Source organism: Psychrosphaera aquimarina, from assembly GCF_032461525.1.
Classification (GTDB): Bacteria; Pseudomonadota; Gammaproteobacteria; order Enterobacterales; family Alteromonadaceae; genus Psychrosphaera; species Psychrosphaera aquimarina.
The window spans coordinates 976,424-1,002,701 of record NZ_JAWCUA010000010.1; the positions used below are offsets into that span (position 1 = coordinate 976,424).

General features: G+C 34.8%; 21 protein-coding genes and 2 pseudogenes. 22 read left to right on the plus strand and 1 reads right to left on the minus strand.

Translation table 11 applies throughout. The features are described from left to right. Window positions 1–68: 68 nt before the first annotated feature. Together RT723_RS16400 and miaE are read left to right on the plus strand one after the other, a co-directional pair. Complete coding sequence (locus RT723_RS16400) at window positions 69–2,093, plus strand: winged helix-turn-helix domain-containing protein (protein ID WP_315948212.1); 2,025 nt, start codon at window positions 69–71, stop codon at window positions 2,091–2,093. Between the two features lie 133 nt (window positions 2,094–2,226). Further along, window positions 2,227–2,991 (plus strand): tRNA isopentenyl-2-thiomethyl-A-37 hydroxylase MiaE, encoded by a 765-nt coding sequence (gene miaE / locus RT723_RS16405; RefSeq protein WP_315948213.1) that lies wholly within the window; start codon window positions 2,227–2,229, stop codon window positions 2,989–2,991. Between the two features lie 31 nt (window positions 2,992–3,022). Here miaE and RT723_RS16410 read toward each other — a convergent pair whose 3' ends face one another. Further along, window positions 3,023–3,541: a hypothetical protein gene (locus RT723_RS16410; protein ID WP_315948214.1), complete on the minus strand. Its 519-nt coding sequence runs from the start codon at window positions 3,539–3,541 to the stop codon at window positions 3,023–3,025. 293 nt (window positions 3,542–3,834) lie between these two features. Between RT723_RS16410 and RT723_RS16415 the strand changes: the two genes are divergently transcribed. The 20 genes and pseudogenes from RT723_RS16415 to RT723_RS16510 all read left to right on the plus strand — a co-directional run bounded on the left by RT723_RS16415 (window position 3,835) and on the right by RT723_RS16510 (window position 26,248). Continuing rightward, the gene (locus RT723_RS16415) at window positions 3,835–6,555 is read left to right on the plus strand and encodes an SLBB domain-containing protein (protein ID WP_315948216.1); all 2,721 of its coding nucleotides are present in this window, start codon (window positions 3,835–3,837) and stop codon (window positions 6,553–6,555) included. 6 nt (window positions 6,556–6,561) lie between these two features. Further along, the gene (locus RT723_RS16420) at window positions 6,562–7,473 is read left to right on the plus strand and encodes a Wzz/FepE/Etk N-terminal domain-containing protein (RefSeq protein WP_315948217.1); all 912 of its coding nucleotides are present in this window, start codon (window positions 6,562–6,564) and stop codon (window positions 7,471–7,473) included. A gap of 16 nt (window positions 7,474–7,489) precedes the next feature. After that, window positions 7,490–8,394 (plus strand): annotated as a pseudogene (locus RT723_RS16425) (exopolysaccharide biosynthesis polyprenyl glycosylphosphotransferase). Between the two features lies 1 nt (window position 8,395). After that, the gene (locus tag RT723_RS16430; RefSeq protein ID WP_315948218.1) at window positions 8,396–9,226 is read left to right on the plus strand and encodes a glycosyltransferase; all 831 of its coding nucleotides are present in this window, start codon (window positions 8,396–8,398) and stop codon (window positions 9,224–9,226) included. After that, window positions 9,226–10,206 (plus strand): hypothetical protein, encoded by a 981-nt coding sequence (locus RT723_RS16435; RefSeq protein WP_315948220.1) that lies wholly within the window; start codon window positions 9,226–9,228, stop codon window positions 10,204–10,206. The genes RT723_RS16430 and RT723_RS16435 overlap by 1 nt, the downstream gene beginning before the upstream one ends. A 136-nt stretch (window positions 10,207–10,342) precedes the next feature. After that, a complete protein-coding gene (locus tag RT723_RS16440; RefSeq protein WP_315948221.1) occupies window positions 10,343–11,158 on the plus strand; it encodes a LicD family protein in 816 nt (271 codons plus the stop codon). Window positions 11,159–11,161: 3 nt separating this feature from the next. Next, window positions 11,162–12,202: a hypothetical protein gene (locus tag RT723_RS16445; protein WP_315948222.1), complete on the plus strand. Its 1,041-nt coding sequence runs from the start codon at window positions 11,162–11,164 to the stop codon at window positions 12,200–12,202. Between the two features lie 3 nt (window positions 12,203–12,205). Next, window positions 12,206–13,090, plus strand: coding sequence for a hypothetical protein (locus tag RT723_RS16450; protein WP_315948223.1), 885 nt, complete (start codon window positions 12,206–12,208; stop codon window positions 13,088–13,090). Between the two features lie 57 nt (window positions 13,091–13,147). Continuing rightward, window positions 13,148–13,639, plus strand: a complete 492-nt coding sequence (locus RT723_RS16455) for an FAD synthase family protein (RefSeq protein WP_315948224.1) — start codon at window positions 13,148–13,150, stop codon at window positions 13,637–13,639. Between the two features lie 23 nt (window positions 13,640–13,662). Next, entirely contained in the window at window positions 13,663–14,676 is a 1,014-nt protein-coding gene (gene galE / locus RT723_RS16460) for a UDP-glucose 4-epimerase GalE (RefSeq protein ID WP_315948225.1), read from the plus strand. Window positions 14,677–14,791: 115 nt separating this feature from the next. Then, window positions 14,792–17,599, plus strand: a complete 2,808-nt coding sequence (locus RT723_RS16465) for an SLBB domain-containing protein (RefSeq protein ID WP_315948226.1) — start codon at window positions 14,792–14,794, stop codon at window positions 17,597–17,599. A 137-nt stretch (window positions 17,600–17,736) separates the two neighbouring features. Continuing rightward, the gene (gene mntA, locus RT723_RS16470; protein WP_315948228.1) at window positions 17,737–18,126 is read left to right on the plus strand and encodes a type VII toxin-antitoxin system MntA family adenylyltransferase antitoxin; all 390 of its coding nucleotides are present in this window, start codon (window positions 17,737–17,739) and stop codon (window positions 18,124–18,126) included. Beyond that, a complete protein-coding gene (gene hepT, locus RT723_RS16475) occupies window positions 18,119–18,553 on the plus strand; it encodes a type VII toxin-antitoxin system HepT family RNase toxin (protein ID WP_315948230.1) in 435 nt (144 codons plus the stop codon). The genes mntA and hepT overlap by 8 nt, the downstream gene beginning before the upstream one ends. Before the next feature lie 155 nt (window positions 18,554–18,708). After that, on the plus strand, window positions 18,709–19,731 hold the full coding sequence (locus tag RT723_RS16480) for a Wzz/FepE/Etk N-terminal domain-containing protein (RefSeq protein ID WP_315948233.1): 1,023 nt from the start codon (window positions 18,709–18,711) through the stop codon (window positions 19,729–19,731). Between the two features lie 553 nt (window positions 19,732–20,284). Next, complete coding sequence (locus RT723_RS16485; protein ID WP_315948234.1) at window positions 20,285–20,425, plus strand: hypothetical protein; 141 nt, start codon at window positions 20,285–20,287, stop codon at window positions 20,423–20,425. Between the two features lie 431 nt (window positions 20,426–20,856). After that, window positions 20,857–22,135: pseudogene (gene tviB / locus RT723_RS16490) on the plus strand (Vi polysaccharide biosynthesis UDP-N-acetylglucosamine C-6 dehydrogenase TviB). A gap of 60 nt (window positions 22,136–22,195) precedes the next feature. Continuing rightward, a complete protein-coding gene (locus RT723_RS16495; RefSeq protein WP_315948236.1) occupies window positions 22,196–23,386 on the plus strand; it encodes a UDP-N-acetylglucosamine 4,6-dehydratase in 1,191 nt (396 codons plus the stop codon). 11 nt (window positions 23,387–23,397) lie between these two features. After that, window positions 23,398–24,552 carry a LegC family aminotransferase gene (locus RT723_RS16500; RefSeq protein WP_315948237.1) on the plus strand — a complete coding sequence of 385 codons (1,155 nt, stop codon included), beginning with the start codon at window positions 23,398–23,400 and terminating at the stop codon, window positions 24,550–24,552. Then, entirely contained in the window at window positions 24,549–25,481 is a 933-nt protein-coding gene (locus RT723_RS16505; RefSeq protein ID WP_315948238.1) for a GNAT family N-acetyltransferase, read from the plus strand. Before RT723_RS16500 ends, RT723_RS16505 begins: the two co-directional genes overlap by 4 nt. Window positions 25,482–25,558: 77 nt before the next feature. Next, window positions 25,559–26,248, plus strand: coding sequence for a formyltransferase family protein (locus RT723_RS16510; RefSeq protein ID WP_315948240.1), 690 nt, complete (start codon window positions 25,559–25,561; stop codon window positions 26,246–26,248). Window positions 26,249–26,278: the final 30 nt, after the last annotated feature.

A 26,278-nucleotide genomic window follows, 5' to 3' on the forward strand; every position in this document is an offset into this window, starting at 1 on the left:
TAACACAATAAAGAGATAACAATGTTTTCATAATGAAATGGTAATGACGCAAGATAACGAGGATATAAATGCAATTTGTGTTTGGCGATATAGTGGTTGACACCGAACAGGTGAAGTTAACCAAAGGTGCAATGCAAATTGAATGTGAGCCACGGGTTTTTGACTTGATGGTATATTTTTGTCTACATCCAGCAGAAGCCATTTCAAGGGAAGAGTTAATAACACACGTTTGGGACGGCAGGATTGTAAGTGATGCGGCGGTAAATCGAGCCGTTGGTGAGCTTCGTAAAATTATAGAAGACGATCCATCATCACCACAATGGATAAAAACGGTCAGTAAAGTGGGCTACAAGTTAACCGTTACGCCGGAAGTACTCACGAACAAAGCCACAATTTCTAACAACTTACAAACTCCAACGAATACGGTTAATACCAGTGTAATAACGAATAAAGCAATCTGGATTAGCCTTATATTGTTGTTCATAATCGTTTGGATCTATTTACAAATCACCAAGTCTGGTCTTGATAAAACTAGGTTAATCATTACAGAGAGACAACCTTTAACTACTTCTGTCGGCAGTGCTTTTAATCCTTTTTACCATGAAAAATCCAATACCTTGTTGTACCTATATCGCTCAAGTCTTAACGCTAATGCTCAAATTTATTTGAAACAAGAACCATCAATTCCGATTACCAATGACGACTATTATTATACAGACGTCGTATATGCGGATACTGGTTATGTGTTTGCCAGCAGAGTTAATAATTTACAACAAAGACAATGTGAAATAGTCAAAATTGAACTGGATTCACAAAAAGTTGATTCAATACTCGGTTGTGGTGAAGGGAATATCAGCCAGATAGTTTATGACAACAGCAATAACCGATTAGTTTACCAGTATCGACCAAGTATCTCAGAACCTTATGCACTGTACTCTTATCAGTTAGATACAGGACGAAAAATACAAATAACACATCCGCAACAACGAGGAAATAATACTGGGGATTATGTATTTGCGTTATCACCTGACAATCAAAAGTTAGCCATAGTTGAGTATCTAGGAGATGGTATTGATGATATAAAAATAGTTGATATCAACAACAATAAAACCAGTATCAGCTTGCCTTTTATTAATAATGTATTCGGATTGGTTTGGCGTACTAATGATCAAATAATTGCCTCAAATAATGACGGTTTGTATGAGTTTAGCGTTAAGGAATTAAGCGTTAACAAAATAGAAATGAATGACCAATATGGACGTCTTGCGATTGGGGCTGGTAAATCAATATTAACTGAGTGGAGTAGAACCACAATTAACATATTTAGATATAGTAATAATGGAACCTTTAAACATCCAATGACGGCAAGCCGAGGAGCAAATACCAACCCTACCTTAGGTAATAGCTCGAATATTATGGCGTTTCTATCGGATAGAACGGGTAAAAAACAGATTTATATACAAGATGAAAATAAACCTGAGGTGATTGCCACCTTTGATGGTGAGATTGAATATGTCGATGTTATGGCGTGGTCACCGGACGACGATATATTAGTCGCAAGCATCAATAACCGATTATTTGCTTATTCCCTTAATAACAAAAGTTGGCAAGCGCTGGCTCAGCAATATAAAAAAGTGCATTACGTCAGTTTTGTCGGACAAACCATTATGTTCAGTGCCGAAGTGGACGGGCAATGGAATATATGGCAATTAGATTTGCGTAACGATGAGATTGTACAGGTGACAAAAAAAGGCGGTTATAGTGTTCAAGGTGAGGGTAGACTCATTTACTTTACCAAATTTAACCATGACGGGTTATATAAACTTGATTTAACAAGTGGTGAAGAGTCAAAAGTGATCGATGCATACCCTATAGTAGGTTGGCGGCATTGGCAATTAAGAGGCAATTCCATTTATTACCTTCAAGGTAAGCAGTACTTTGTAATTGATATTAATTCGGGTAATAGACAGGCGTTGAAAAATTTTGACGACGAAAAACCGAATCGGTGCCATTTGTCATTTCGTCAGGATCTTTTAGCCTGTGAACACGTCGAATTTCGTACTAGCAACATCTGGCAGCTAAAATGGTTATAAATAAAAGTAGGCCAGTTGTTCAATATATTGATGGCTCAACAAATAAAAACCCTCAAAAAATCGCACAGTTGTCAGACACCCTATGATAAAATCAACGGCATAATCACTCCTAAAAACAGATAGAAGCTGCTTAATGTCTAATCAAGAATTATTAACACCGATATTGTCATTTCTAAAATGTGAAACGCCACAGTCTTGGATTGACGAAGCCATCAAAATTGAAAACTTACCTGTGTTATTAATCGATCATTTAGTCTGCGAACTTAAAGCCGCACAATCAGCCATGTATTTAATACGCAAGTATGCGGTAGACAAAGAAAGCGGGGATGCCCTATTAAATTGGCTACAACCTTTTGAACAGTTTATATATAAAAAAGAAGGAGATTGGCGTGAATTACCGAGTAAAAATAAACTAACCAAGTCGATGCTCCCTAAGTCTAATTCACCTTATGGACAAGAGTTGATAGATAAAATGGTGTTGTTAATAAAAGAAGAGTTACATCATTTTTATCAAGTATTAGAAATCATGGATGAATACGATGTGGAATATAAACATATAACACCAGGGCGATACGCAAAAGGAATGTTAAAACATGTTAAAACGCACGAACCTCAAACCTTAGTGGATAAACTTATTTGTGGCGCTTATATAGAAGCTCGTTCTTGTGAACGATTCGCAAAGTTAGCACCCTATGTTGACAAAAGACTCGGTGACTTTTACGTCTCTTTATTACGTTCGGAAGCCCGTCATTATCAGGACTATTTAACATTGGCGGAAGAGATTGCGCAATCGGATATTACACCAAGGGTGTCTCATTTGGGCAGTGTTGAATCAGAGTTAATCACATCGGTGGATGACGATTTTAAATTTCATAGCGGAATACCGAGCGGCAGGTAGTTTTTATATCTCTATTGAATAGGTGAATAGCCTAAATAACATTCTTTACATTAAACTTATGAAACTCTAGTACGGTATTTAGTACCAATTCTACTTGGTTATTTATGCTTTCAGACATATCGCCATTAAATTCTACCTCTAATAAATAGTCTTGTTCATCGTGATAACAGTCAGACACTTTTAAGTGCTTGCTTTGTTGAATGTCATCATGCAGTAATTCAAAAAATCCACGAAAGTTAATGTTCTCATCCCATGTACTTAAATTGTAAGACATGGCAAACCGAAAATGTAATTCGCTATTTATAAAGCCAATGCTGATGGTATCGCAGTATTTATAGATAGAAATTGAACAAGGGAAGTGTAAAAAAGTATTTTCAGGTAGCTCATTAACAGAAGTATATTTGACATCGTCGTAAGTTAATTCGGATTTATCACATTCAAAGATATTTAAACAAGACCAGTAATATTCATCTGGAGCAATAGCAAAGCCAGATAATCGTTTATTGTTAAATAATAATTCAATAGCAACTGCAGACCCATGATCGTTCATACTCGTTCCTTGAATGGTAAATTACCCTTAAAAGGAAATTGTAGAAAAGGATAGTTATTTTGCAAATGTAAATTAAGTTAATTAATCCATTTATAAAGGCTGTTGGTGTCAAATGAGAAGGGAAAGTTAGTTTTTGGGATGATCTTCGCGGTTATGGAATATATTTTAATCAGTCATGACAATAACTAAAGGATTCTACAAATTATGAGTGCCATCTAGAATAGAATTAGATTACAATTGCCGATTACATTTTTTATGTTTCATAAAAAACAGAATTCAGGGAATAGCGACATATGTTTAACGGCAGTAAAAACATTCTTTTAATAGTATTTTGCACAGTATTAGTTTCATTAACTAGTTTCTCTATTGGTGCTCAGATCTCTACCACTCCTTCAGCTGCGCAGATAGAACAATTTAAAAAACTTCCAAAGTCACAACAAACTGCATTAGCAAAACAATTCGGGTTCGATTTGTCATTGCTCAATTCTAATATGAGTGGAGTTAAATCTTCGGAAGAAACAACAACACCTGAAACACAGTATTTAAACGGTAATAACAATCCATTACGTCAGGTTGAAAAAACTGCCGAAGAAGACAAAGAATTAAAACCGTTTGGTTATGAGATGTTTGAACAAATGCAGGATGCATTTTTACCTCAAGGTAATATCCCTGTGCCTTCGGATTATATCATTGGCAGTGGAGACAGTATTAACATCTCTTTGTTTGGTAAAGAGTCCCAAGAACATCTGTTGACGGTAAACAACGAAGGCAAAATCACCATACCAGGATTGGAACCAATCTCAGTGGCTGGTTTAAGTTATAGCGAAGTTAAACAGTATATTGCCAATATCATTTCGACTAAGATGATCGGAATGAAGTCCGTTGTCTCCATTGGTGAATTAAGAAGTGTTCAAGTTTACGTTCTGGGTGATGTCAAAAAACCTGGTGCTTATTTACTATCAAGTCTATCGACAATTTCAAATGCGTTGTTTATTAGTGGCGGCCCAAATGAAGTTGGCTCACTAAGAAATATACAACTTAAACGTTCAGGCAAAACACTTGCTCATTTTGACCTTTACGAGTTTATGCTCAAAGGAAATGTAACCACAGATCAAAGAATACAGCAGGGCGACGTGATATTCGTTGCTCCAATCGCTAACCAAGTTACGGTTATGGGAGAAGTTCGACGTCCTGCCATATATGAAATTAAATCTAACGAAACCTTAGCACAACTGCTGGAATTCGCTGGTGGTTTAACACCACAGGGTTATGCCAAGTCAGTACAACTTTCTACATTTGATTCTCAGCAGTTAAGAAAAATTAACACCATCGACTTAACAAACAGTAATAGTAAAACGCAGCTAATACATAACGGCGATATTGTTAAAGTTCATAAAAACATAGAACGTATCGGCGAAGCGGTAAACTTAGCAGGTTATGTGTCTAGACCAGGTGCTCAAAGTTGGCAAGAAGGGATGACGTTAAATGATATTTTAACTAACCCAGCAGACCTTTTAATTGGTGCTGACTTTGATTACGGGATCATTGTTCGTTCGGTTGGTAACTTTTATCAAACCTTCAATATTAAACAATTCTCACCTATTAACGTTATTCAAGGCAAAGACGTAATACCGTTACATAAAAACGATTTGGTATTATTTTTTAACAGCTTAGGTAAAGAGCATTATTACAAAGAACAAGGGTTAATGGTTGACGACCTTGAAAAAGAAGTAAAATTAGAAGAAAGAATAAACCAACTAAATACGCCTCAAGGTGTTAAAAACCAAAACTACCGTGTTGCACTAGAAGAGCTTTCTGCTATTTACGGTGATGAAGAAGCCTTAAAAGCAGAAGAAAGCCAGAAAACGAATTATTTATACAAAATCTTGTTTGGTAATTTAGTAGAAAAACACCAAGCTTTGATCAACACACAGCAAATGTCTCGTCATCAATTGTTATATCCAATCAAACAATTATTGGAGCAAAAAATAACACCTGGAGCCAAAGTTAAATTAGTGGAAGTAAGAGGTGAAGTTCGCTTCCCTGGTGTTTATCCTATCAATGGCAAATCTACAGTCACGGATGCCGTGATTGCAGCAGGCGGGTTAAAAGAGTCTGCTAGTTTGTATCGCACTGAAATATCAAGAATAACCACCGACGTAGATGAGACCGTGACCACTCAACATATGTCCGCAAGTTTATCGGCCGCATTATCAGGGGTAGAGTCAGAAAATATCAAGCTTGAAGGACGTGATGTAATAAATATATTTAAACAAGCTAATTGGAACGAAGAGTTAAAAATCACCTTAGAAGGTGAAGTGCGTTACCCTGGTGAATACACAGTTAAAGAAAATGAAACCTTAACTCAAGTCATTGAGAGAGCCGGTGGTTTAACCGAGCTTGCGTCTTTAGACGCTGCATTTTTCACGAGAGAGTCGTTGAGAAAACTTGAAAAACAACAAGCGCAAGACATGGCGAGAATGTTAAATAAAGAACTGGCGTTAAAGTCCATGAGTTCTTCGGTATCAAATGTAAATGTAAATGACGTGAATAAACTGGTAACCGCACTTTCTGAAACACCTGGTATTGGACGGTTAATTATAGACTTGGAAGACATAATCGCTGGCAATAGAGACGACATAAAGCTAGAAAGTGGTGACAAACTTATCGTGCCTTCTTACCGTAATGAAGTGAATGTAATTGGTGAGGTACAAGTAGCCACCTCTCATATGTATAACCCTGAATGGACCGCTAAAAAATACATCAATTCAAGCGGTGGATACCGCGCACAAGCTGACGATGACAGAGTTTATATTATCAGAGCAAACGGTTTAGTCGACATCCCAAATTTAGATAAATGGTTCGGCACCGACAAACGAGCATATTTAAAAGCTGGAGATACGATAGTTGTACCGTTGGACGCAAGTTATACAGATAGATTAACCCTTTGGGAAAAAGCAACGTCCATATTTTATCAGTTAACAGTTGGTTTAGCAGCGTTGGGTAGGTTGTAGGTTAAAATGGAAAATGTAAAAGTTATAGATATCCAAGAAGTTATTGTCGCTTTATGGCGGAAAAAACTAATGATCGCAACTATCACCTCATTGTTCATAGTTTTATCAGTATGCATAGCTTTAATTCTGCCAAATATATATCAATCTAAAGCTTTGTTAGCACCTAATAGCGAAGACAGTAGTAGGGGGCTAGCTGGTATGTCAGGGCAGCTAGGTGGTATAGCTGCATTAGCTGGTGTTAATTTGGGTAGCGGTCCTACTGACAAAGTTTCATTGGCATTGGAAGTGTTAAAGTCACGTGATTTTCTTTTTAATTACTTTAAAGATAAGGATTTAGCCAAAGACATAATAGCCGCTAAAGGTTGGGAAAGATCTACGAATTCTTTAATATATGATGAAATTATATTTGATGTAAAAACAAATTCCTGGGTACGGGAAGTGAGTGCACCTTACAAGCCAAAACCCAGTTTTCAAGAGTTATATGATTACTTTATAGAAAATAATATACTAATTAACAGAGATGAAGAAACTGGTTTTGTCACAATTGCTGTTAACCATTACTCACCATACATAGCAAAAGAAATTGTTACTGATTTAATTAGCCGTTTGAATAAGGTTATTCAACTGCAAGAGTTAGAGGAAGCTGAAAAAACTATACAGTTTTTGGAAAGCGAGTTAGAAACAACTAATGTAGCTGAAATGCGTAGTATGTTTTATCAACTAATAGAGCAACAATATCGGACCGTTATGTTGACAAAAGTTAAAGTTGACTATGTGCTTAAAATAATAGATAGCCCCATTATTACAGAAAGAAAGCATAAGCCATCTAGAGGGGTAATTGTTGTTGTTGGTGCATTACTAGGCTTTTTTCTATCTTGTATTCTAGTTTTATTTCTAACCTTTAGAAATCGCTTTTAAATAGGTAATTGTATTAATGAAAATAAAGCAAAAGAAAATATACGTTTATTGTTCAGAAAGTTCTCTTGAAAAAATAAAAAAACGCTCCAACCATATGACGTTGAAGTGATTTTCAATGATCATAATCTCAAATCATTTAAAGGTAAGATATTACTACATCATGAATTAAGCTTTGTGACTAAAGAAGAGAGACACTTTTTGATTAATGCAACTGAAAGAGGTGCATGGGTTGAGCCGTTAGTGAGCTTTCTAGATAGAGTTTTAGGTTATACAGAAGTAGAGTTGTTACAAAGTAGTTATTTTTTGCATACAAAAGCTTTTACAATTTTATCAACAAAACGGACACAAGTGGTAAAAAGAATACTTGACCTATTTTTCTCATTCATTTTACTAGTATTAACATTGCCTATTATGATTGCAACGGCTATTGCAATTAAAATTAGCTCAAAGGGCCCCATTTTTTATTCACAAAAAAGAGTTGGACTTTTTAATCAAGAATTTAAAGTCTTAAAATTTCGTTCAATGCGCACTGATGCTGAAAGTTCAGGTGCTCAGTGGGCTCAAGAGAATGACGATAGAGTAACTAAAGTTGGACATTTTATACGAAAGACTCGAATTGACGAATTACCTCAATTGCTCAACGTGATCCTGGGGGAAATGTCACTGGTTGGTCCAAGACCCGAGAGAGAAATTTTTGTAAAAGACTTAGAAAAAGACATTTCTTATTATAGATTTCGTCACTCAGTAAAACCGGGAGTAACAGGGTTAGCTCAGGTATCTTACCCATATGGAGCTTCTTTAGAAGATGCAATCTGGAAACATAAGTACGATATATATTATATAAAACATCATCGTACACTTTTTGATTTATACATAATAATAAAAACAATAAAAGTTGTGATTTTCGGTATGGGAAGGTAATTTGAAAAACTCATTTTCCGTTCTTTGTTCTTTGTATTTTGCTGAAAAACCAGACTTTTTAACTTCAGCATTAAAGAGTATTGAAGCTCAAAGTATTCAACCAGATGAAGTCGTTGTAGTACAAGATGGTCCGCTAACGAATGAGTTGTTGGATGTAATAAATGCGTGGAAGTCACGTTTACCAATTACAACGGTTGTGATGGAAGAAAATGTAGGCTTAGGTAAAGCACTTAATAAAGGTTTAAGCGTTTGTCGCAATGAGTTAGTTGCAAGGATTGATACTGACGATATAAATAGACCAAATAGATTTGAACTTCAACTAGCTGAGTTTGCTAACGACTCAAGCTTAGCAATAGTTGGCTCCGCTATTGAAGAGTTTAATTTATTACCTGGAGATTTAGGACTAGTCAGGCAAGGTGCTATTACAGACTCAATCAAGAAACAAAGCGTTTATAAAAACCCATTTAATCACATGACGGTTATGTTTAAAAAGTCTTTAGTTTTGGAGGTTGGAAGTTATCAAGAGCTACATTTTATGGAAGATTACTCACTATGGTTAAGAATGATAGCTGCGGGATATACTACTAAAAATCAGGAGCAAGTATTAGTCGATGCAAGGATTGGTAATGGGATGATAGCTCGACGGTTAGGGGTTAAATATGTCAATTCCGAATACTTGTTATTACGATTGAAACAAAAATTAAAAATAGCTTCTCCATTTAAGTTGTTAGTTTCGTTTATTCTTAGGAGCTGCACTAGAGTACTTCCAGTTCGAGTCATGAGCCGCATTTATAAAATATTACTTAGAAAAAAAGCTAGAGTTTGTAAATAATGAAAGCAAAAATATTAAAGCTTTTTAATAAATTAAGTGATGGAATACTACTTTATATCCCCCAGCTACTATTTGGTATTGTAGCTCCAATATTAATATATCAGTATGATAATTCAGCTCAAAACATGCTTGGCTTTTATACAGCAACGTTTGGTATCGGTTTATTGTCTAGTGGTTTCGCAAATACCTGTCAGTATTTAACGAGAAAAGAGGATTCCCACAATTCTATTTTTGGTTTCTATAATAGTTATATTATTTCTCGTTTATTATTGTTATCTCCGTTGTTAGTTATAGATATTAATTTTGTTATATTTGAATTTACATATACTAAACTATTAATTTTATTCGTTATTCTAGGATCTCTGCCTAGTTGGGGCTTCTTATTTCTCTTAGGAAAACGAAAGTTACCTATATATCTAGCTTGGTTAGAAACAATCTTAAAAATAAGTATTTTAGCTTATGTACTTGAGCAACAATTAGCTGTTTGGTATTTCGTAATCGGCACAGTAGTTGTTAATATGTTTATAACTTTCTATGTAATATTAAAGTACAAAAGTAAGGCGATAATGACACTGAAAGTGTTTTTACAAAATTATATTCCTTTCATAACGTCTGGGGTTTTATTTTCTCTAAGCTGGTTAACCTTCATGTCAATTGTTCTTGTTAATTACACAAATACTTCAACGGTAGTTGTCTTTTTAGAAAGGACTTTAAGAATATTAGAACGTGCGAGTGCTGTATTAACTACCGTCCTATTTAGAAAAGACAATAAAGTATTGCTATCTACACAGGTAAAAATTAAGTTTCAAGCAATAATTAAATGGTCTTTAATTCCTGTTATTGCTTTAAGTTTTGTTGGGAGTATTTATTGGCAGCAACATGCTGTATTTTTTATTTTATGTATTATGAATGTATTAATTGGCCAGCTAGCCCAACAACTTTTTAATCCAAACCGATGGTATAATTGGGGGGAGTATTAGCCGCGTTAACATTGTTACTCCCAATATTTTTTATCCCCGAAGCTGAACTATATGGCTTTGAATTATTTACATTAGGTACACTATTTAATTTTTTAATAAGACGAAGTTCATTATTAAGCAATACTAAAGGACAACAATGATCGATCTAGACTATATTCAAGAAGAAATGCTAAAAATTGCAATCAAGTTTGATGAATTTTGTGAAATTAACCAACTAGATTATTCAATAAGTGGTGGTAGTTTGATCGGCGCAGTAAGGCATCAAGGTTTTATCCCATGGGATGATGATTTTGATGTAGTTATGCCAAGACGTGATTTTGATAAATTTGTACAATTGTGGCCTAGCTCGGAGTTTTATCAGTTAATTACTACAAAAGATGATTCGTATTATAAAGTTGGGACTCCTGCCAAACTGTATGACCCAACAACAAGAGTGGCTGAAATTAACGAAAAAGAAAACGGAATGCCTGAATATAACCCTTATGGATTATTCCTAGATATCTTCCCAATGGATATATACCCAAAAAGTAGATTAGGTAAGTTAGCAAATCGTTATTGGGGCTACGTAGTTTTGACTAAAGCGTTAAGTCAATTCTCAATGAGAAATAGAAGTTTAGGTCAACGACTTATATTTAGAATGGTTGGTTTAATTCCAAAGATATTGGTTAATAAAATAAACAATAAATTGGTAAATTGGTTAAAACAGTTTGAATCAAAAACTGGAGATGATTTTTTTGTTGGTTATGGGGTAGAAACACCTTTTCATAACTTAATAATTAGGCCTGAACAAATGTGGCCCGCTAAAAAAGATTTTGATATACACGGTCACACATTTAAAGGCCCAAATGACCATATTGCATACTTAACGTGTCGGTTTGGTGATTTCATGAAACTACCGCCAGAAAATGCTCGTTTTCAACACATTATTAATGTAAAAAAAGTGAATAAATAGATCATGTCCAAGAAAGTAGTAGCCGTTTTAGCTGAAATGGCTTTTGTAAAAGGGATTGCAGCAAGTAATCCTACAGTGGCATGGTTAGATAAATACTTTTCTAACGACAAAGTTACTTACATAATGCGAGGGAATGAGCCTAATACTGAGAGTGTAATAAATTTACCTCCTTCTCAAGGAACTATTGATTATTTAAAAAACTACTTCTTCAATCGTAATTATAGAATTGACGCAAAAACTAAAGCGCAAAAAATCAGAACCGATATTATTAATGCTGATCTAGTATGGGTGAGAGCTCCATCATTAGTTCCCATGTTAATTGCGCAAATATGGAAAAAAGAAGTACAAAATAAACTTAATGTTCATATTTGTGCTAATAGAATGACATGGCGTTATTTAAAAGAAGTACCAACCTTTAAAAATCTTGCCCGGCTCATATATGGTGTCATCCTAAAACTATGTTTTAAACGGCTTGAATCTAAAGGTGTAAAATTTTATTTTACAGGGAACCAGGTTAAAGATAATTTTGGTTTAAAAAATGGCACTTATTTAATTGATTATTTAACTGGGCCATTGAAAGAGAGCGACTTTAATTTTGAAATGATCGCTTTAGGAAGAACGACAAAGTTTGTTAATAATAAAGAAATGCTTCGTTTTGCTCAGGCTGTTGGAAGTCCCATAGATATTTTTGGCCCCGGTGAAATATTAAGCAAAAAATTTTCAGAGAGTTATAATACGAAAGGCATTGTTTCCCCAAGTGAAATACAAGCTATATTATCCAATTACAACACATTAATATGCATTAGTTTTGAGTACTACGAAGGTTTTCCTCGTGTCATAGCTGAAGCAATTCAGCAAAACCTATGGGTTGTAGTTACCAAAAAATGTGTATTTTATAATGACATTAAAGATTATCCTAAATTAATAATTTCCGAGTCAATATATAATAAACAAGATTATTTAAATATAATTGAGTCGGGGATTAATAGTAAGAAGCTAGAACAATTTAAAGCATTAATACGCGCACGTTCATTGTTAAAGTAACTTATGAGATTTTTAGTAAAACTGATTTGTATATTCTTAGTTATTTTTTTAACTAACGAATACGCTCATGATTATCAAATGCTGGAAAGCGCGTTTCAAAAGCAGCAAGAAAGTTACGGTATTGTATTTGTAACGTTATCAAAGTTTTATTTTCAGCTCGGTTTAGATTATATCTTTCTGCATATCACTTATTTGTTTATTATGTCTATATCAATAGCACTAATTACGTCTAACTTGCTATTGATGATGACGCTATTAGTATTAGTTGGTCATATCTTAAATGAACAAACTCGCTTTTTTACTGGGGCTATGGTAGCGATAGCTGGGGGGCGTTACTACAAACCTGCAATTTTAATTAGTTTTATCTTCCACCCTGCATCATTTGTATTTGCTCTAGCTGCTTATTTAATCCATTGGTTTACAAAGTTAAAACAAAGTAATTGGTTTATAATTTATCTAATCACATCATATGTTGTTGGATTTTTGCTAAAAGAGGTGATTTTAAGTATCGGAAGAGCATTAGGCTACGATTACTCAGGAAGTATTTATTTAGATCCTATATCGTTAGCTGGACAGGTATTTTTATTTGCTATAGCAATTTTTGAGGTATTTAAAAAACAATTAGAAGAACAAACTAGTCAAGAGCTAGTTAAGCAAAATGAAGTAAGGGCATTTATACTGTTATGTGTAGCATGTTCTGGTTTTGCAATTGTTGCTGGAAGGTTATTAATGGTTATTGCTATTTTAGTGATTGCTAGCAGCACACTGCCAAGGCTTTACGACCAAAGTCAAGTATCTAAAAAATACAACGTATTTCTTCTATTTTCTGTCATTGTGGTTTTCCTTACTCTTCTTATACGAACATTAAAGTTTTTTGGTATAGGATAAGTATTAGTTAAAAATATTTGTTAAAATAGACATACATTCCAATTAGATTGACTAATTATGAGCCATAACTCCCCCAAAATTGTTATTACATACGGCACCTTTGATTTATTTCATGTAGGTCATGTTAGATTACTTAGAAGATTAAGCGCTCTTGGTGATAAGCTTTATGTAGGTATATCCAGTGATAGCTTTAATGCACTAAAAGGAAAAAAGTCGTTTTATAGTTATGAAGAACGGAAAGAAATTTTAGAATCTACTCAATATGTAGATTTGGTTTTTTCAGAAGATACTTGGGAACAAAAAAGAAGCGATATTGAAAAGTATAAAGCAGACATTTTGGGCATGGGATCAGATTGGACAAATAAGTTTGATGAACTTAATGATATTTGTGAAGTTGTTTATTTACCAAGAACGGAAGAAATATCAACAACAGACATAAAAAAAATGTTATCTAAAATTAATAGTGATGAACTCGATGTCTTAGAAAGTTCTTTGCACTCAGCTTTAGAAGTTGTTAAGTCTGTTTCAAACTCATTCCATAATCGCTAAATTAACTTGTGAGTTGTCTATAAATGAAGATATTAGTAACCGGAGGGGCTGGGTATATAGGCTCTCACACAGTAGTAGAGCTACTCAATTCAGGATTTAAGGTCGTTATTGCAGATGATTTATCCAATTCCTCAATAGAAGCGCTTGAAAGAGTGAAAAAAATTACAGGAAAAGATTTTGATTACTATCAACTAGATATTGGAAAATCTGATTCAGTAAGAAATTTATTAAATGAGCATACCGATATTGCAGCTGTCATCCATTTTGCAGCATTTAAAGCTGTTGGTGAGTCTAGCCAAAACCCTTTGAAGTATTACAAAAATAACGTTGCCAATACAATTATTCTTTTAGAGGAATTAAAGCGTGCAGGTATTTACCAATTCGTGTTTAGTTCTTCTGCAACTGTTTATGGTGATCCAAACGCAGTTCCAATTACTGAAGGCTTTCCTATTGGTGCGACTAACCCTTATGGACAGTCAAAATTGACCGTGGAAGAAATACTAACAGATCTTGCAAAATCGGAACACAAATGGTCAATTTCAATTTTAAGATATTTCAATCCAATTGGCGCACACGAATCTGGATTAATTGGTGAAGATCCAAACGGTATACCCGATAATTTATTACCTTATGTTTCGCAAGTAGCTGTTGGTAAATTAGATAAGCTAAGGGTTTTTGGTGAAGACTATGATACCCCTGATGGTACAGGTATTAGAGACTATATTCATGTTGTTGATTTGGCCAAAGGTCATATCAAGGCTCTGGTAAATCAGAGTAAAAAACATGGCTGTTTTACTTATAATTTAGGTACGGGAAAAGGGTATTCTGTATTTAATATAATAAAAGAATTTGAAGTGGTATCGGGGAAAAAAATACCTTATAAAGTTGTTGATAGAAGACCTGGAGATATTGCCGAGTGCTGGGCTAATGCAAGCTTGGCTAAAGTTGAATTAGGTTGGGAAGCAGAGTACGACTTAAATCGAATGCTTGAAGACACCTGGCGATGGCAATCTAAAAACCCTAATGGGTATGAATAGAGTAGCTTGATAATTAAACAGTAGACGGTTTAGTCTAAAGTTTGTGCTGTTATTTATAGTAATTTTTGTTAGATTAGCGTCCGTAATATTAAAACCTAAGTTATGGATGCTCTAAATGAAGTTTTTGTTTTCTCTAAGCGCAATATTTTTCTCGCTTTCGATATTTGCTATCACTCCCTCAGCAGCACAAATTGAGCAATTAAAAAACCTTCCTCGTGCTCAACAAGAAGCATTAGCTAAACAATATGGTATTGATTTAGATTCATTAGTGCCAAGTAAAGGTTCTTCAACAGGTGAATATGATGAAGAACGCAATCTACCTGCAAAAAAAATAAAACAAAACAAAAATGAATTTAATCAAGAAACCAAATCCAAAGGTAAAACTTTTAATGGTGCCAACTTAACTAATTTAGTCGATCAAGTTAAAGATAATGGCACATCGATTAAACTAACAGAACAAGGTACTGACAAAGTTACGCCTATTGAAGAACCACTAAAACCATTTGGCTATGAAATATTTTCTGGTGAAAATAATGGTTTTGCTCCATTAAAAAATGTACCCGTTCCTGCAGGTTATATATTAGGTCCCGGAGATGAAATAAACCTTCAGTTATACGGTAAAGAAATTCAGAGCCTATCCGTTGTTATTGATAGAAATGGCGTTTTTATTACCCCAGAAACTGGGCCTATACCAGTAGCAGGATTAAGCTTTTCTGAATTCAAAGAATTATACACCCAACAGTTAGAACAAAAAGTTATTGGTCTAAAAGCGCTTGTCACAATGGGAGAGCTACGCAGTATAAAAGTATTTGTATTAGGCGATGTTATGCAGCCTGGTAGTTATACCTTGAGTTCACTTTCTACCATTACCCATGCTATTTTCTCAGCTGGTGGTATTTCAAATGTGGGTACGTTAAGAAATGTTCAGCTAAAACGACGAGGTAAATTAGTTACTTCATTAGACTTGTATGATTTCTTATTAAAAGGCGATACCGCCAATGACATGAATTTGTTGCCTGGAGATGTTGTATTTGTGCCACCTTCAGGTAACGTTGTTGGTGTGAAAGGTGCGATTAAACGTCCTGCGCTTTATGAATTAAAAGGTAATGAAACAGCGTTAGATATGTTTAACCTTGCCGGAGGCGGTGCTACCAATGCATTTATTAAGTCGTCTAAATTACAAAGAATCAATGATAATGGATTAAGTACGTTAATCGATATTGACTTAGCTAATAAACAAGAAGCAAATACGCCCTTAAGAAATGCAGATACTTTGGTTGTGGGCTCTGTATTAGAGCAAGTAGAAAATGTGGTAGTGTTAAATGGTCATGTAAATAGACCAGGCGTATATGGGTACAAAGAAGGCTTAAAATTATTAGATGTAATTGGCAATATTAAGCAGTTAAAATCTAACCCTGACTTGGAGTACGGATTAATTGTTCGTGAAGATAAATTAGTAAGAACTATTTCAACGGTTTCCATTTCTTTACGCAAAGCTTTCGAACAACCAACAAGTAAATTTAATGTCGAGTTAACCAGCCGTGATGAAATTTGGATTTTTAGTGCAGATGAACCACGTAATATTGAGAACATTATTGCTAGATTAAAGTCCCAAGCAACAAGAACCAATCCAACTCAACTTGTAGAAGTGATAGGCAATGTTGAACTGCCAGGCGAATACCCATTAACCGAGAATATGACGGTACAAGATTTAATTAAGTCAGCACACGATATTAAAGAATCAACGGATTTAAATTATGCGCTGATAAAACGAGTGAATATAGAAAAAAACATAACCGATTTTGAAGTATTGTCTTTGTTAGAAAACACAGAGTTACAACTTAAATCACAAGATAAGCTGTATATATTTAATATAAATGAACCTCGTGAATTTCTAATTGCTGACTTAATAGAAGAAATAAATCTACAGACCAGTAAAGAAAATCAACGTTTGTTAGTCTCCATTCAAGGGGAGGTCCGCTTCCCAGGTGAATACCCTCTTGCAGAAGGGATGACTGTAAAACAATTATTAGCTGCGGCTGGTGGGTATACGGAAGCCAGTTATTTAGTTGATTTTAACCTTTCAAGATTTACTTCTAACGGTGTTGATGATTCAAAGTTTGATTTATCTACTGAACCGTTAACAGATGAAATAACCTCACAATTTAAGTTAAAGCCACGTGATGCAATATTTATAAAACGCATACCAGATTGGAAACAAACCGAGGTGGTTGAATTAAAAGGGGAATTTAAATTCCCAGGTAAATACACGATTAAACGTGGTGAAACCTTAGCTCAGCTGATCCAGCGTGCAGGTGGTTTTACTGAATATGCAGCGCCTAAAGCGGGCGTGTTTACGCGTGAGTACCTAAAAGAAAAAGAAGATAGAATATTAGCTCAAGCACAAAAAGAACTTAAAAAGCAGTTGGTAACCGCTAGATATAATGTTGGTCAACTTTCAGGTGGTGAAAACGACAACTTGGAGCAAATATTAGATTCGTTAGAATCAGCCGAAGCCGTAGGCAGAATGGTTGTTGAGCCTGAACATTTCACTAGCTTAGAAAGCTCTATAGAGCTAAGAGATGGTGACAGGTTAATCATTCCACGTAAATCGTATGAAGTGAGTGTGTTAGGTCAAGTGTATCAACCAACTACATTACCTTGGACTGAAGATATGAGTATGAAAGAATATGTATTTGGTGCAGGTGGTTTTAACCAGATTGCAGAAGATGATGATACTTATTTAATCAAAGCCAATGGGCGTATTGTGGTAGATAGTTGGTTAGGTGTGGACATTGAGCCTGGTGATACCGTAATGGTGCCTGCCAATGTACAACCAATACCAACTTTAACGTTATGGCAAACCGTAACTAGTATTTTAGCGCAATCGGCAACAACACTTGCGTTAATAGCGGCTTTATAAAATGATTTAACGAAACTCGAAACTCGAAACTCGAAACTCGAAACTCGAAACTCGAAACTCGAAACTCGAAACTCGAAACTCGAAACTCGAAACTCGAAACTCGAAACTCGAAACTCGAAACTCGAAACGGAATGAAAATGCCCAAAGACAAAACGCTTGAAAAAATCGTCACATTAACAAAAGATAATGACGCAATTCAAGCAGTATGGCTATACGGTTCGAGAGCTCGAGGTTTAGCCAGCGATAACAGTGATTATGATTTAGCGATATTGTTTAAAGAGCACATTAATGAACCGTTAACAAACAGAATTCGAGTAGAAGAGTTAAGTAACAATTTGAGTAGTCAGGTAGACCAAGAGGTAAACCTTATTGATATCTCAATGGCACCGTTACCCCTAGCTATGACAGTTGTTACAGACAACTATTTATTGCTTGATAAAAGTGCATGGTTACGAATGCGATGTGAGCAAAGTATCATGTCGAAGTGGGAATTAGATTACCAGTACAATAAGGTGCGTTATGCTTAGTGAGTACATTGACGCAATGCAGGAACAAACAGCAGAAGTGGAGGAGGATTTACAAGAGTTATCAAAAATAATCCTTGATAATCCATTAAGTAAATACGAATATCGTGCCGCAGAAAGATTACTACAAATATATGTAGGATCATGTATTGGCATTGCCAAACATTGCATTAAAAAAGCGGGCAAGAATGTACCTAATGAAGCATACGCATCATTTGAAAAGATTAACGACTTAAATCTGTTTACCATAGGCGAAACAGAAAACTGGCATAAAATTGTTGGCTTAAGAAACGTATTAGTACACGATTATTTAAACATTGATAGACGAATAATCGACTCAGTGTTGATAAACAAACACTACCAACAACTGTCAGAATTTATAAAAAATGGATTAGAGTATTTAGGGAAAGAAGAAAGTAAACCTGGATAAAAAAAGTAACTCGAAACTGCCTTCATCCCGGAGTGCTTTTGTCCTGGACCTCGAGCAGATAAAAAAATAACTCGAACCTCGTGGCTCGAAACTGAATTAAATTAAAACCCTTTGTGTCCTTTGTGTCCTTTGTGGTTAATCGCTTTTAGAAGATTATGAAAAATAAAGAAAACAACGAATTGACAGAACTAAAAGCCAAACTCGACATATACGAGAAATGGCACAATGAAGAATCTAAATTCTCTAATCTAAATTCTTCTTTTTCTGCAGGGCAAAGCCCTGACGATGAAATCGACCTAAAAGAATTATGGAACGTAATTTGGGCTGGAAAACTTAAAATATTTGTTATTACAGCAGTATTCGGTATAGCTTCTGTCTTTTATGCATTGTCCCTACCTAACATTTATAAAGCAACAACAGTATTAGCTCCAACAAACCAAGAATCTTCCGGTGGGTTAGGTGGTTTAGCGAGCCAATACGGAGGTTTAGCCGCCATGGCTGGTATCAACCTTGGTGGCAGCGGTGACAATAAAATAGAACATGCTTTAGAGTTAATGAAAAGTTGGCACTATTTAGATTCATTCATTACAAAGTACAATTTAAAACCGACGTTTATGGCAGTAGTTGGGTGGAATAAAACCACAAACCAACTGGTTTATGATGACTTATTATACAATAAGACAACTAAAGCATGGATTTTAGGCTCTGATAATATAACACTAGAACCATCTAGCCTCGCTACTTATAAAACAGTATCTGGCTCTATTTCCGTAACACAAGAAAAAGATACAGGCTTAATTAATCTAAATGTTAGTCATTATTCCCCGAATGTAGCTTACGATTTAACAAAATTGTTAACAAAAGAACTTAATGACCATTTTCGTAATTTAGATAAACAAGAAGCCGAAGCTAGTATTAATTTTTTAACTAACAAAATTGATGGAACCTCTAATACAGAGATGCGGCAAGTGTTTTACAGTATGATAGAGGCCCACTCAAAAACATTGATGATGACCGAAGTGAACAAACAATATTTGGTAAAAACGTTAGTGCCGACTATGATGCCAGAACAAAAGGACAAGCCTAAGCGAGCCTTAATAGTTGTGTTAGGTACAATGTTAGGTGGCATATTGTCTGTACTATTTGTATTGATTAGATACTTTAAAAATAAAAACTAATTAGTTTAACTATTATGAAGACTCAATCTCGTAACTAATCAAAAATATCTTCATTAGCTGAGAAAGAACTAGATATTGACGACCCATTTGACAGACGACTTATACCAGAAGTCCAGTCAATACATTGCAGTCATGAACTTAAAATGAAAATTTCGATTTTAGATTTAAACCTAGCGCCAATAACGTTAGTCTATTCTGTAATCAGCAACAATTCAGTATTTTTTAGGAAAACGATTATAGACAAATAATAGAACAACAAAGAATAATGTCTAAGTGGGAAATTGATCATTTATATCATAGGAAACCCTATGTTTGATGGTTACGTTAATGCAGTTCAACAACATGTAAACGAATGTTTTGAAGACTTTATTCGACAATGATCCAGAATAGAACGTAAGGGAACAGAGTCTTTGTTGCAAGTATTAATTGAGCCTGTAATAGGGATGTCTAAGCATTTAATTTAGAAAAATAATGTAGTTGTACAAGAAGAAGCTTATCGTGTGCTCACAAAATTAATAGAATTAAAACTGATACCAGATAAACAAGAGTATCAATGGCGAAAAGTCATAGGTATGAGAGTGTCATTGTTCATGATTATTTGGATTTAGATGAAAAAGTGATTAAAGCAGTAATTGAACAAATTCATATAGTACTCCACCGTTATGTATTAGACGCAAGTAGTCAGTTGAAATAGTGGAATCTGAATACAACACAAAGATAAAAAATTGATAGCATGTAAACTTTAAAAATCTTTAACTCAGTGAACTAGGGTCCTCGGTGGAGAAATGCGTTATAAACTGAAATATTAATTTACCAACAGAAAGTAAACCGAATAGTACGTTAATTATTGTGCTGGATACTTAACTAGCCGTATTAATTTTATGATTTGTTATTTTTCTACTAACGGCATATAGGTAGTCTATTGGCGGAGTTCGAAAATCGATGACAGGAAAGGTTGTCTACCAGTTTTTATCGATGGTTGATAGTTTTTTATGGTTGGATTGTATCTCAATCGCGGACCAATTTGACTTAGGTGATAAAATCACCTGAGTCAAAATGTTGAAAATTTTCAACACATTTGCAACGTATTTATTTTATTAAAGCAATTTATTTTAGGAAAATAGTATGAGCTTTTCATTGGAAAACGCCAAAATTGGCATCATTGGTTTAGGTTATGTCGGACTGCCATTAGCCGTTGAGTTCGGAAAAAATTGAAACGTTAGGTTTTGATATTAACCAAGGTCGTGTTGCAGAATTACAAGGCGGTAATGATGCTACACTTGAGTGTTCGCCAGAAGAGTTAAAGGAAGCTACACAGTTAACTTATAGCTCTGACAAAGCGGATTTGAACGCCTGTAATATATATATAGTGACAGTGCCAACCCCTATTGATGCACACAAACAGCCTGATTTAACGCCACTAATTAAAGCAAGTAAAATGTTAGGAGAAGTTATCTGTAAAGGCGATACCATCATCTACGAATCAACAGTTTATCCGGGCGCAACTGAGGAAGAGTGTGTTCCCATAGTTGAACTAGTGTCAGGTTTAACCTTTAATAAAGATTTTTATGCTGGCTATAGCCCTGAACGTATCAATCCAGGCGATAAAGAGCATCGAGTTACGAATATTTTAAAAGTAACTAGTGGCTCAACTCCTGAAATAGCTGAAATTGTTGATCAACTATATAAGTTAATTATAATTGCTGGAACTCATAAAGCATCATCCATTAAAGTAGCAGAAGCATCAAAAGTCATTGAGAATACTCAGCGTGATGTAAATATTGCTTTAATCAATGAATTTTCAATCATTTTCAATAAACTTGATATTGACACTTTAGATGTATTGGAAGCTGCAGGCACAAAATGGAATTTTTTGCCATTTCGTCCAGGTTTAGTTGGCGGACATTGCATTGGTGTTGATCCATATTATTTAACACATAAAGCTGAAACTACGGGGTATTACCCTGACATGATCCTTGCTGGTCGCAGGATCAATGATGGTATGGGAGCTTACGTTGCTTCTCAATTAGTTAAAAAAATGTTAACTAAACGTATTCATATTGATGGCGCGAATGTACTAGTGATGGGGCTAACATTCAAAGAAAACTGCCCGGATATACGCAATACTAAGGCCGTTGATATTGTTAAAGAACTGAAAGAGTACAATATTAGTGTCGATATTATGGACCCATGGTGTTCAAGCGTAAAAGCGGAACAAGAATATGGATTACCACTATTAGAACAAGCTGAAAAGGGTTTCTATGATGCTATTGTTTTAGCGGTAGGACATAACGAATTTAAAGCACTGGGTGCTGAAAAGATTAGAGCATTTGGAAAGGAAGATCATGTTTTGTATGATTTGAAATATGTACTCGATAAACATTTAGTAGATATGCGTTTATAGTCTCGAGTAAATAAAATAAATTATTATACTAATTGAAATTTAAATAAAATGGTTGTAAACATGTCGTCAATATTAGCTTTGATAGGTCGAGAAAAAGATTTATTCTCGAGTGACATTTTAAATAAAGAAGAAGAGCTAAGTAATATTGTTTCAGTATCTTCTTTTTTAGTTCTTGGTGGTGCTGGCTCTATTGGCCAAGCGGTAACAAAAGAAATATTCAAACGTAATCCTAAAAAAGTACACGTCGTTGATATCAGCGAAAATAACATGGTTGAGTTGGTACGTGATATTCGCAGTTCATTTGGTTATATTGAAGGTGACTTTCAAACCTTCGCCTTAGATATTGGCTCTATTGAATACGACGCTTTTATTAAAGCTGATGGTAAATACGACTATGTACTCAACTTATCAGCATTAAAGCATGTTCGTAGTGAAAAAGATCCTTATACATTAATGCGTATGATCGATGTTAATGTTTTTAACACTGAAAAAACTATGAAGCAGGCGGCTGATAAGGGAAGCAAAAAGTACTTTTGTGTTTCTACTGATAAAGCGGCTAATCCAGTAAATATGATGGGAGCATCAAAACGTATTATGGAAATGTTTCTAATGCGACGCAGTGCAGATATTGCTATATCAACTGCTCGCTTTGCTAACGTTGCTTTTTCTGATGGTTCGTTGCTGCATGGTTTTAATCAACGAATTCAAAAACACCAGCCTATTGTCGCCCCTAAAGATATCAAACGCTATTTTGTTACTCCTCAAGAATCGGGTGAACTTTGTTTGATGTCATGTATCTTTGGTGAAAATAGAGATATATTTTTTCCTAAATTAAGTGAATCACTTCATTTAATTACTTTTGCTGATATTGCGGTAAAGTATTTGGTCAATTTAGGGTATAAGCCTAAATTGTGTGACTCTGAAGACGAGGCAAGGGAACTGGTTAAAACGTTGCCTGAACAGGGACAATGGCCTTGTTTATTCACTGATAGTGATACAACGGGTGAAAAAGACTTTGAAGAGTTTTTTACAGATAATGAAACGCTAGATATGGAACGATTTGATAACTTGGGCGTAATCAAAAATGAAGCTTTATTTGTTCCTGAATTAGTCAATGAATTTGAACTAACAATTGCCAAGCTAAAACAAGACCAGGCTTGGACAAAAGATGAAATTGTTGAGCTGTTTTTCAAAATGATCCCAGCGTTTGGTCATAAAGAAACTGGTAAATATCTCGATAGTAAAATGTAGTTGGAATAGACATGCACAATAAGTTAGTAAAATTTGTTCAAGACACTTATCAAACCAAAGAGTTTATTCCTCTTCATGCACCTACCTTCGCAGGCAATGAAAAAGAATATGTCAATAATACTATCGATAGTACATTTGTCTCCAGCGTAGGAAAATATGTCGTTCAATTTGAGCAACAAATTGAAGCCTTTACTGGTACGGCCAAAGCCATAGCAACGGTTAATGGCACAGCTGCTTTGCATACAGCGCTATACATGGCAGGTGTAAAAGCAAGGGATTTGGTTATTACTCAAGCCCTTACGTTTGTAGCTACCTGTAACGCATTGTATCACATGGGCGCAGAGCCTGTATTTGTAGATGTGTCTAAGGTTAGTCTAGGTTTATGCCCTAAATCGTTAGAGGTTTACCTAGAAGACAATGCTTTTATTAATAACGATGGTTTAAGTCAGCATAAAGTTACTCAACAAATTTTCCGTGCGGTAGTTCCTATGCATACCTTTGGTCATCCTGTAGAACTTGATGAACTTATGGCTGTTTGCTCCAAGTGGAATCTTGCCTTAGTAGAAGATGCGGCTGAAAGTTTAGGATCTTTTTATAAAGGTCAGCATACAGGCACTTTGGGGTCTTTTAGTGCAGTTAGCTTTAATGGTAATAAAGTTATTACTACAGGTGGAGGCGGCATGGTTTTATGCAACAACTATGACGAAGGCATGCAAGCTAAGCATGTAACCACTACATCTAAAGTTCCTCATCCATACGAATTCTTTCATGATGAGCCGGGGTTCAACTACCGCTTACCTAATTTAAATGCTGCGTTAGGTTGTGCACAAATGGAAGTGTTACCTACCTTTCTAAAACAAAAAAGAGAATTAGCAATGAAATATAAAGAATTCTTTAAAGGGAGTGATTTTAAATTTATTGAGGAGCCTGAGTATGCACAGTCAAATTACTGGTTAAATGCGATAGTTTGTCCTGATGTGGCTAGCCGTGAATCCTTCCTTAAAGCAACGAATAAAAATGGCGTAATGACAAGACCAATCTGGAAGTTAATGAACCACCTACCGATGTTTAAAAACGCTAAATGTGGTGAATTACAAAACTCAGAAAGACTTGAGTCGTTTTTAGTTAACATCCCAAGTTCTCCATTTAGTAAGGTGAGTAAATGAGTTTTGATCTAAAAGACGTTATGGATGTTTTTCAAACAGAAAATTATGTTAATACTGAGTTATTAAGGGATAAAGGCGCTGAGCACTTTTGTTATTTAGATGAAAATGATGGCGAGTACTTGATGAATGTCGCAATCAAAAGAGAGATTCCTGAAGAGTACCGAGAATTTATGGAGTCAACGGTTTATGATTTAGAGTCACCATACGGCTATGGCGGTTTTCGAACAAATATAACTAATAAAGAAAAGTTAGACGAATATATTCTTAGGTATAGGCAGTATTGTCAATCTAAGAATATAGTGGCAGAATTTTATAGAAATAACCCATTAAATCGCTTTTCTATAGAGAATCAAGATGTTTTTGATTTCTATAGGGAAGATCGAATTACTGTATTAATGGATTTATCAAATTATGCAGATTTACAAAAAAATTATTCAAGTTCACTGAAACGAAATATTACAAAAGCCAACAGGAATGACTTGAAGTTTGAAGTCTTGGACAAAAGCAAAATAGATTGTTTCATTAAGCTCTACTCTTTAACAATGAAAAAAAATAATGCTGATGATTTCTATTTTTTTACGAATGAGTATTTTCAATCATTGATTAAATGTGATGAAGCAGAGATTGTAGGCATATATTATGAAAAAAACCTCATAAATATGGCAATTATGCTTAAAAGCGATGGGGTAGTATATTATCACCTTGGTGCCTCACACCCTGATTTCTACACACTCAATGGAAACCCTTTATTATTTGACAATGCAGCAAAACTTTACTCATCACAAGGTTACAAGTACTTGTATATGGGAGGAGGTTCGTCAACATTAGAAGATGATCCATTGCTAAAATTCAAAAAAAGTTTTCAAAAACAGTTAAGAGCTTCATTATTTCAGGGATTATTTTTAATGAGCAAGCCTATCAAAAATTAAACGCACACTGGGCAAATCAAGTAAACACTGAAAATAAAAGCAAAAAAATGTTTTTGCAATATAGAGCACTTTAACTGATGAATACAAAGAAATTAAAAGTTGGTTTTTTATGCAGTAGTGGAGGTGGTGACCTTATAGCTATAAACCATGCTATTAATTATGGTCTATTAACTAATGTAACTATTCTAGCAGTTTTTACACCTGAGGATAGTCACCTTCGTACGAATGAACACCTTTCAGGCTTACCATTTGTAGATTACAGTATAGTGAAAGAAGAGCGGGATAAATCATTTTTTAAATTATTGCAGAAAATAAATGAGTTAGAGCTTGATATTGTTTTTTTAGCGGGCTTTAAATATATAATTCCTTTATCTTTCATAAAGAAGGCCTGCCCAATAATCAATTCACATCACTCCTTACTTCCTGCTTTTCCAGGCCTATATAAGAAAGAAGACGTCGTACGCACTGATGTAGGTATCATAGGGCACACGTTACACTATGTTGATGAAGGTGTAGATACAGGAAAAAAAATAATTCAAATGGCAATGCCTAATTTTAAAATGGATGGTTTTGATAAAATTTTATCTCTATATCGTCAAGGTGCAGATATTATGAATATACAAACCTTATTGACCCTTAGTTCTATCAAGGGTGAGACATCTATGCTCCCGCAACAACACGTTGTAGGTAATCTACTTTTCTCAGAAAAAATAGATCAAAGGGTGATCACATATATCAACGATTTAGCTTATAGAAAACTTCGTTAAGCATAAATATTGAAATTTCATCTCATACGA

Excerpts from the sequence above, each read along its gene's own strand:
- RT723_RS16440 (WP_315948221.1), top strand. The coding sequence starts at position 10,343 with ATGATCGATCTAGACTATATTCAAGAAGAAATGCTAAAAATTGCAATC.
- RT723_RS16465 (WP_315948226.1), top strand. The coding sequence starts at position 14,792 with ATGAAGTTTTTGTTTTCTCTAAGCGCAATATTTTTCTCGCTTTCGATA.
- miaE (WP_315948213.1), top strand. The coding sequence starts at position 2,227 with ATGTCTAATCAAGAATTATTAACACCGATATTGTCATTTCTAAAATGT.
- RT723_RS16435 (WP_315948220.1), top strand. The coding sequence starts at position 9,226 with ATGAAAGCAAAAATATTAAAGCTTTTTAATAAATTAAGTGATGGAATA.
- hepT (WP_315948230.1), top strand. The coding sequence starts at position 18,119 with ATGCTTAGTGAGTACATTGACGCAATGCAGGAACAAACAGCAGAAGTG.
- RT723_RS16480 (WP_315948233.1), top strand. The coding sequence starts at position 18,709 with ATGAAAAATAAAGAAAACAACGAATTGACAGAACTAAAAGCCAAACTC.
- RT723_RS16495 (WP_315948236.1), top strand. The coding sequence starts at position 22,196 with ATGTCGTCAATATTAGCTTTGATAGGTCGAGAAAAAGATTTATTCTCG.
- RT723_RS16450 (WP_315948223.1), top strand. The coding sequence starts at position 12,206 with ATGAGATTTTTAGTAAAACTGATTTGTATATTCTTAGTTATTTTTTTA.
- galE (WP_315948225.1), top strand. The coding sequence starts at position 13,663 with ATGAAGATATTAGTAACCGGAGGGGCTGGGTATATAGGCTCTCACACA.
- RT723_RS16485 (WP_315948234.1), top strand. The coding sequence starts at position 20,285 with ATGGCGAAAAGTCATAGGTATGAGAGTGTCATTGTTCATGATTATTTG.
- RT723_RS16505 (WP_315948238.1), top strand. The coding sequence starts at position 24,549 with ATGAGTTTTGATCTAAAAGACGTTATGGATGTTTTTCAAACAGAAAAT.
- RT723_RS16420 (WP_315948217.1), top strand. The coding sequence starts at position 6,562 with ATGGAAAATGTAAAAGTTATAGATATCCAAGAAGTTATTGTCGCTTTA.
- RT723_RS16510 (WP_315948240.1), top strand. The coding sequence starts at position 25,559 with ATGAATACAAAGAAATTAAAAGTTGGTTTTTTATGCAGTAGTGGAGGT.
- RT723_RS16500 (WP_315948237.1), top strand. The coding sequence starts at position 23,398 with ATGCACAATAAGTTAGTAAAATTTGTTCAAGACACTTATCAAACCAAA.
- RT723_RS16455 (WP_315948224.1), top strand. The coding sequence starts at position 13,148 with ATGAGCCATAACTCCCCCAAAATTGTTATTACATACGGCACCTTTGAT.
- RT723_RS16445 (WP_315948222.1), top strand. The coding sequence starts at position 11,162 with ATGTCCAAGAAAGTAGTAGCCGTTTTAGCTGAAATGGCTTTTGTAAAA.
- mntA (WP_315948228.1), top strand. The coding sequence starts at position 17,737 with ATGCCCAAAGACAAAACGCTTGAAAAAATCGTCACATTAACAAAAGAT.
- RT723_RS16415 (WP_315948216.1), top strand. The coding sequence starts at position 3,835 with ATGTTTAACGGCAGTAAAAACATTCTTTTAATAGTATTTTGCACAGTA.
- RT723_RS16400 (WP_315948212.1), top strand. The coding sequence starts at position 69 with ATGCAATTTGTGTTTGGCGATATAGTGGTTGACACCGAACAGGTGAAG.
- RT723_RS16410 (WP_315948214.1), bottom strand. The coding sequence starts at position 3,541 with ATGAACGATCATGGGTCTGCAGTTGCTATTGAATTATTATTTAACAAT.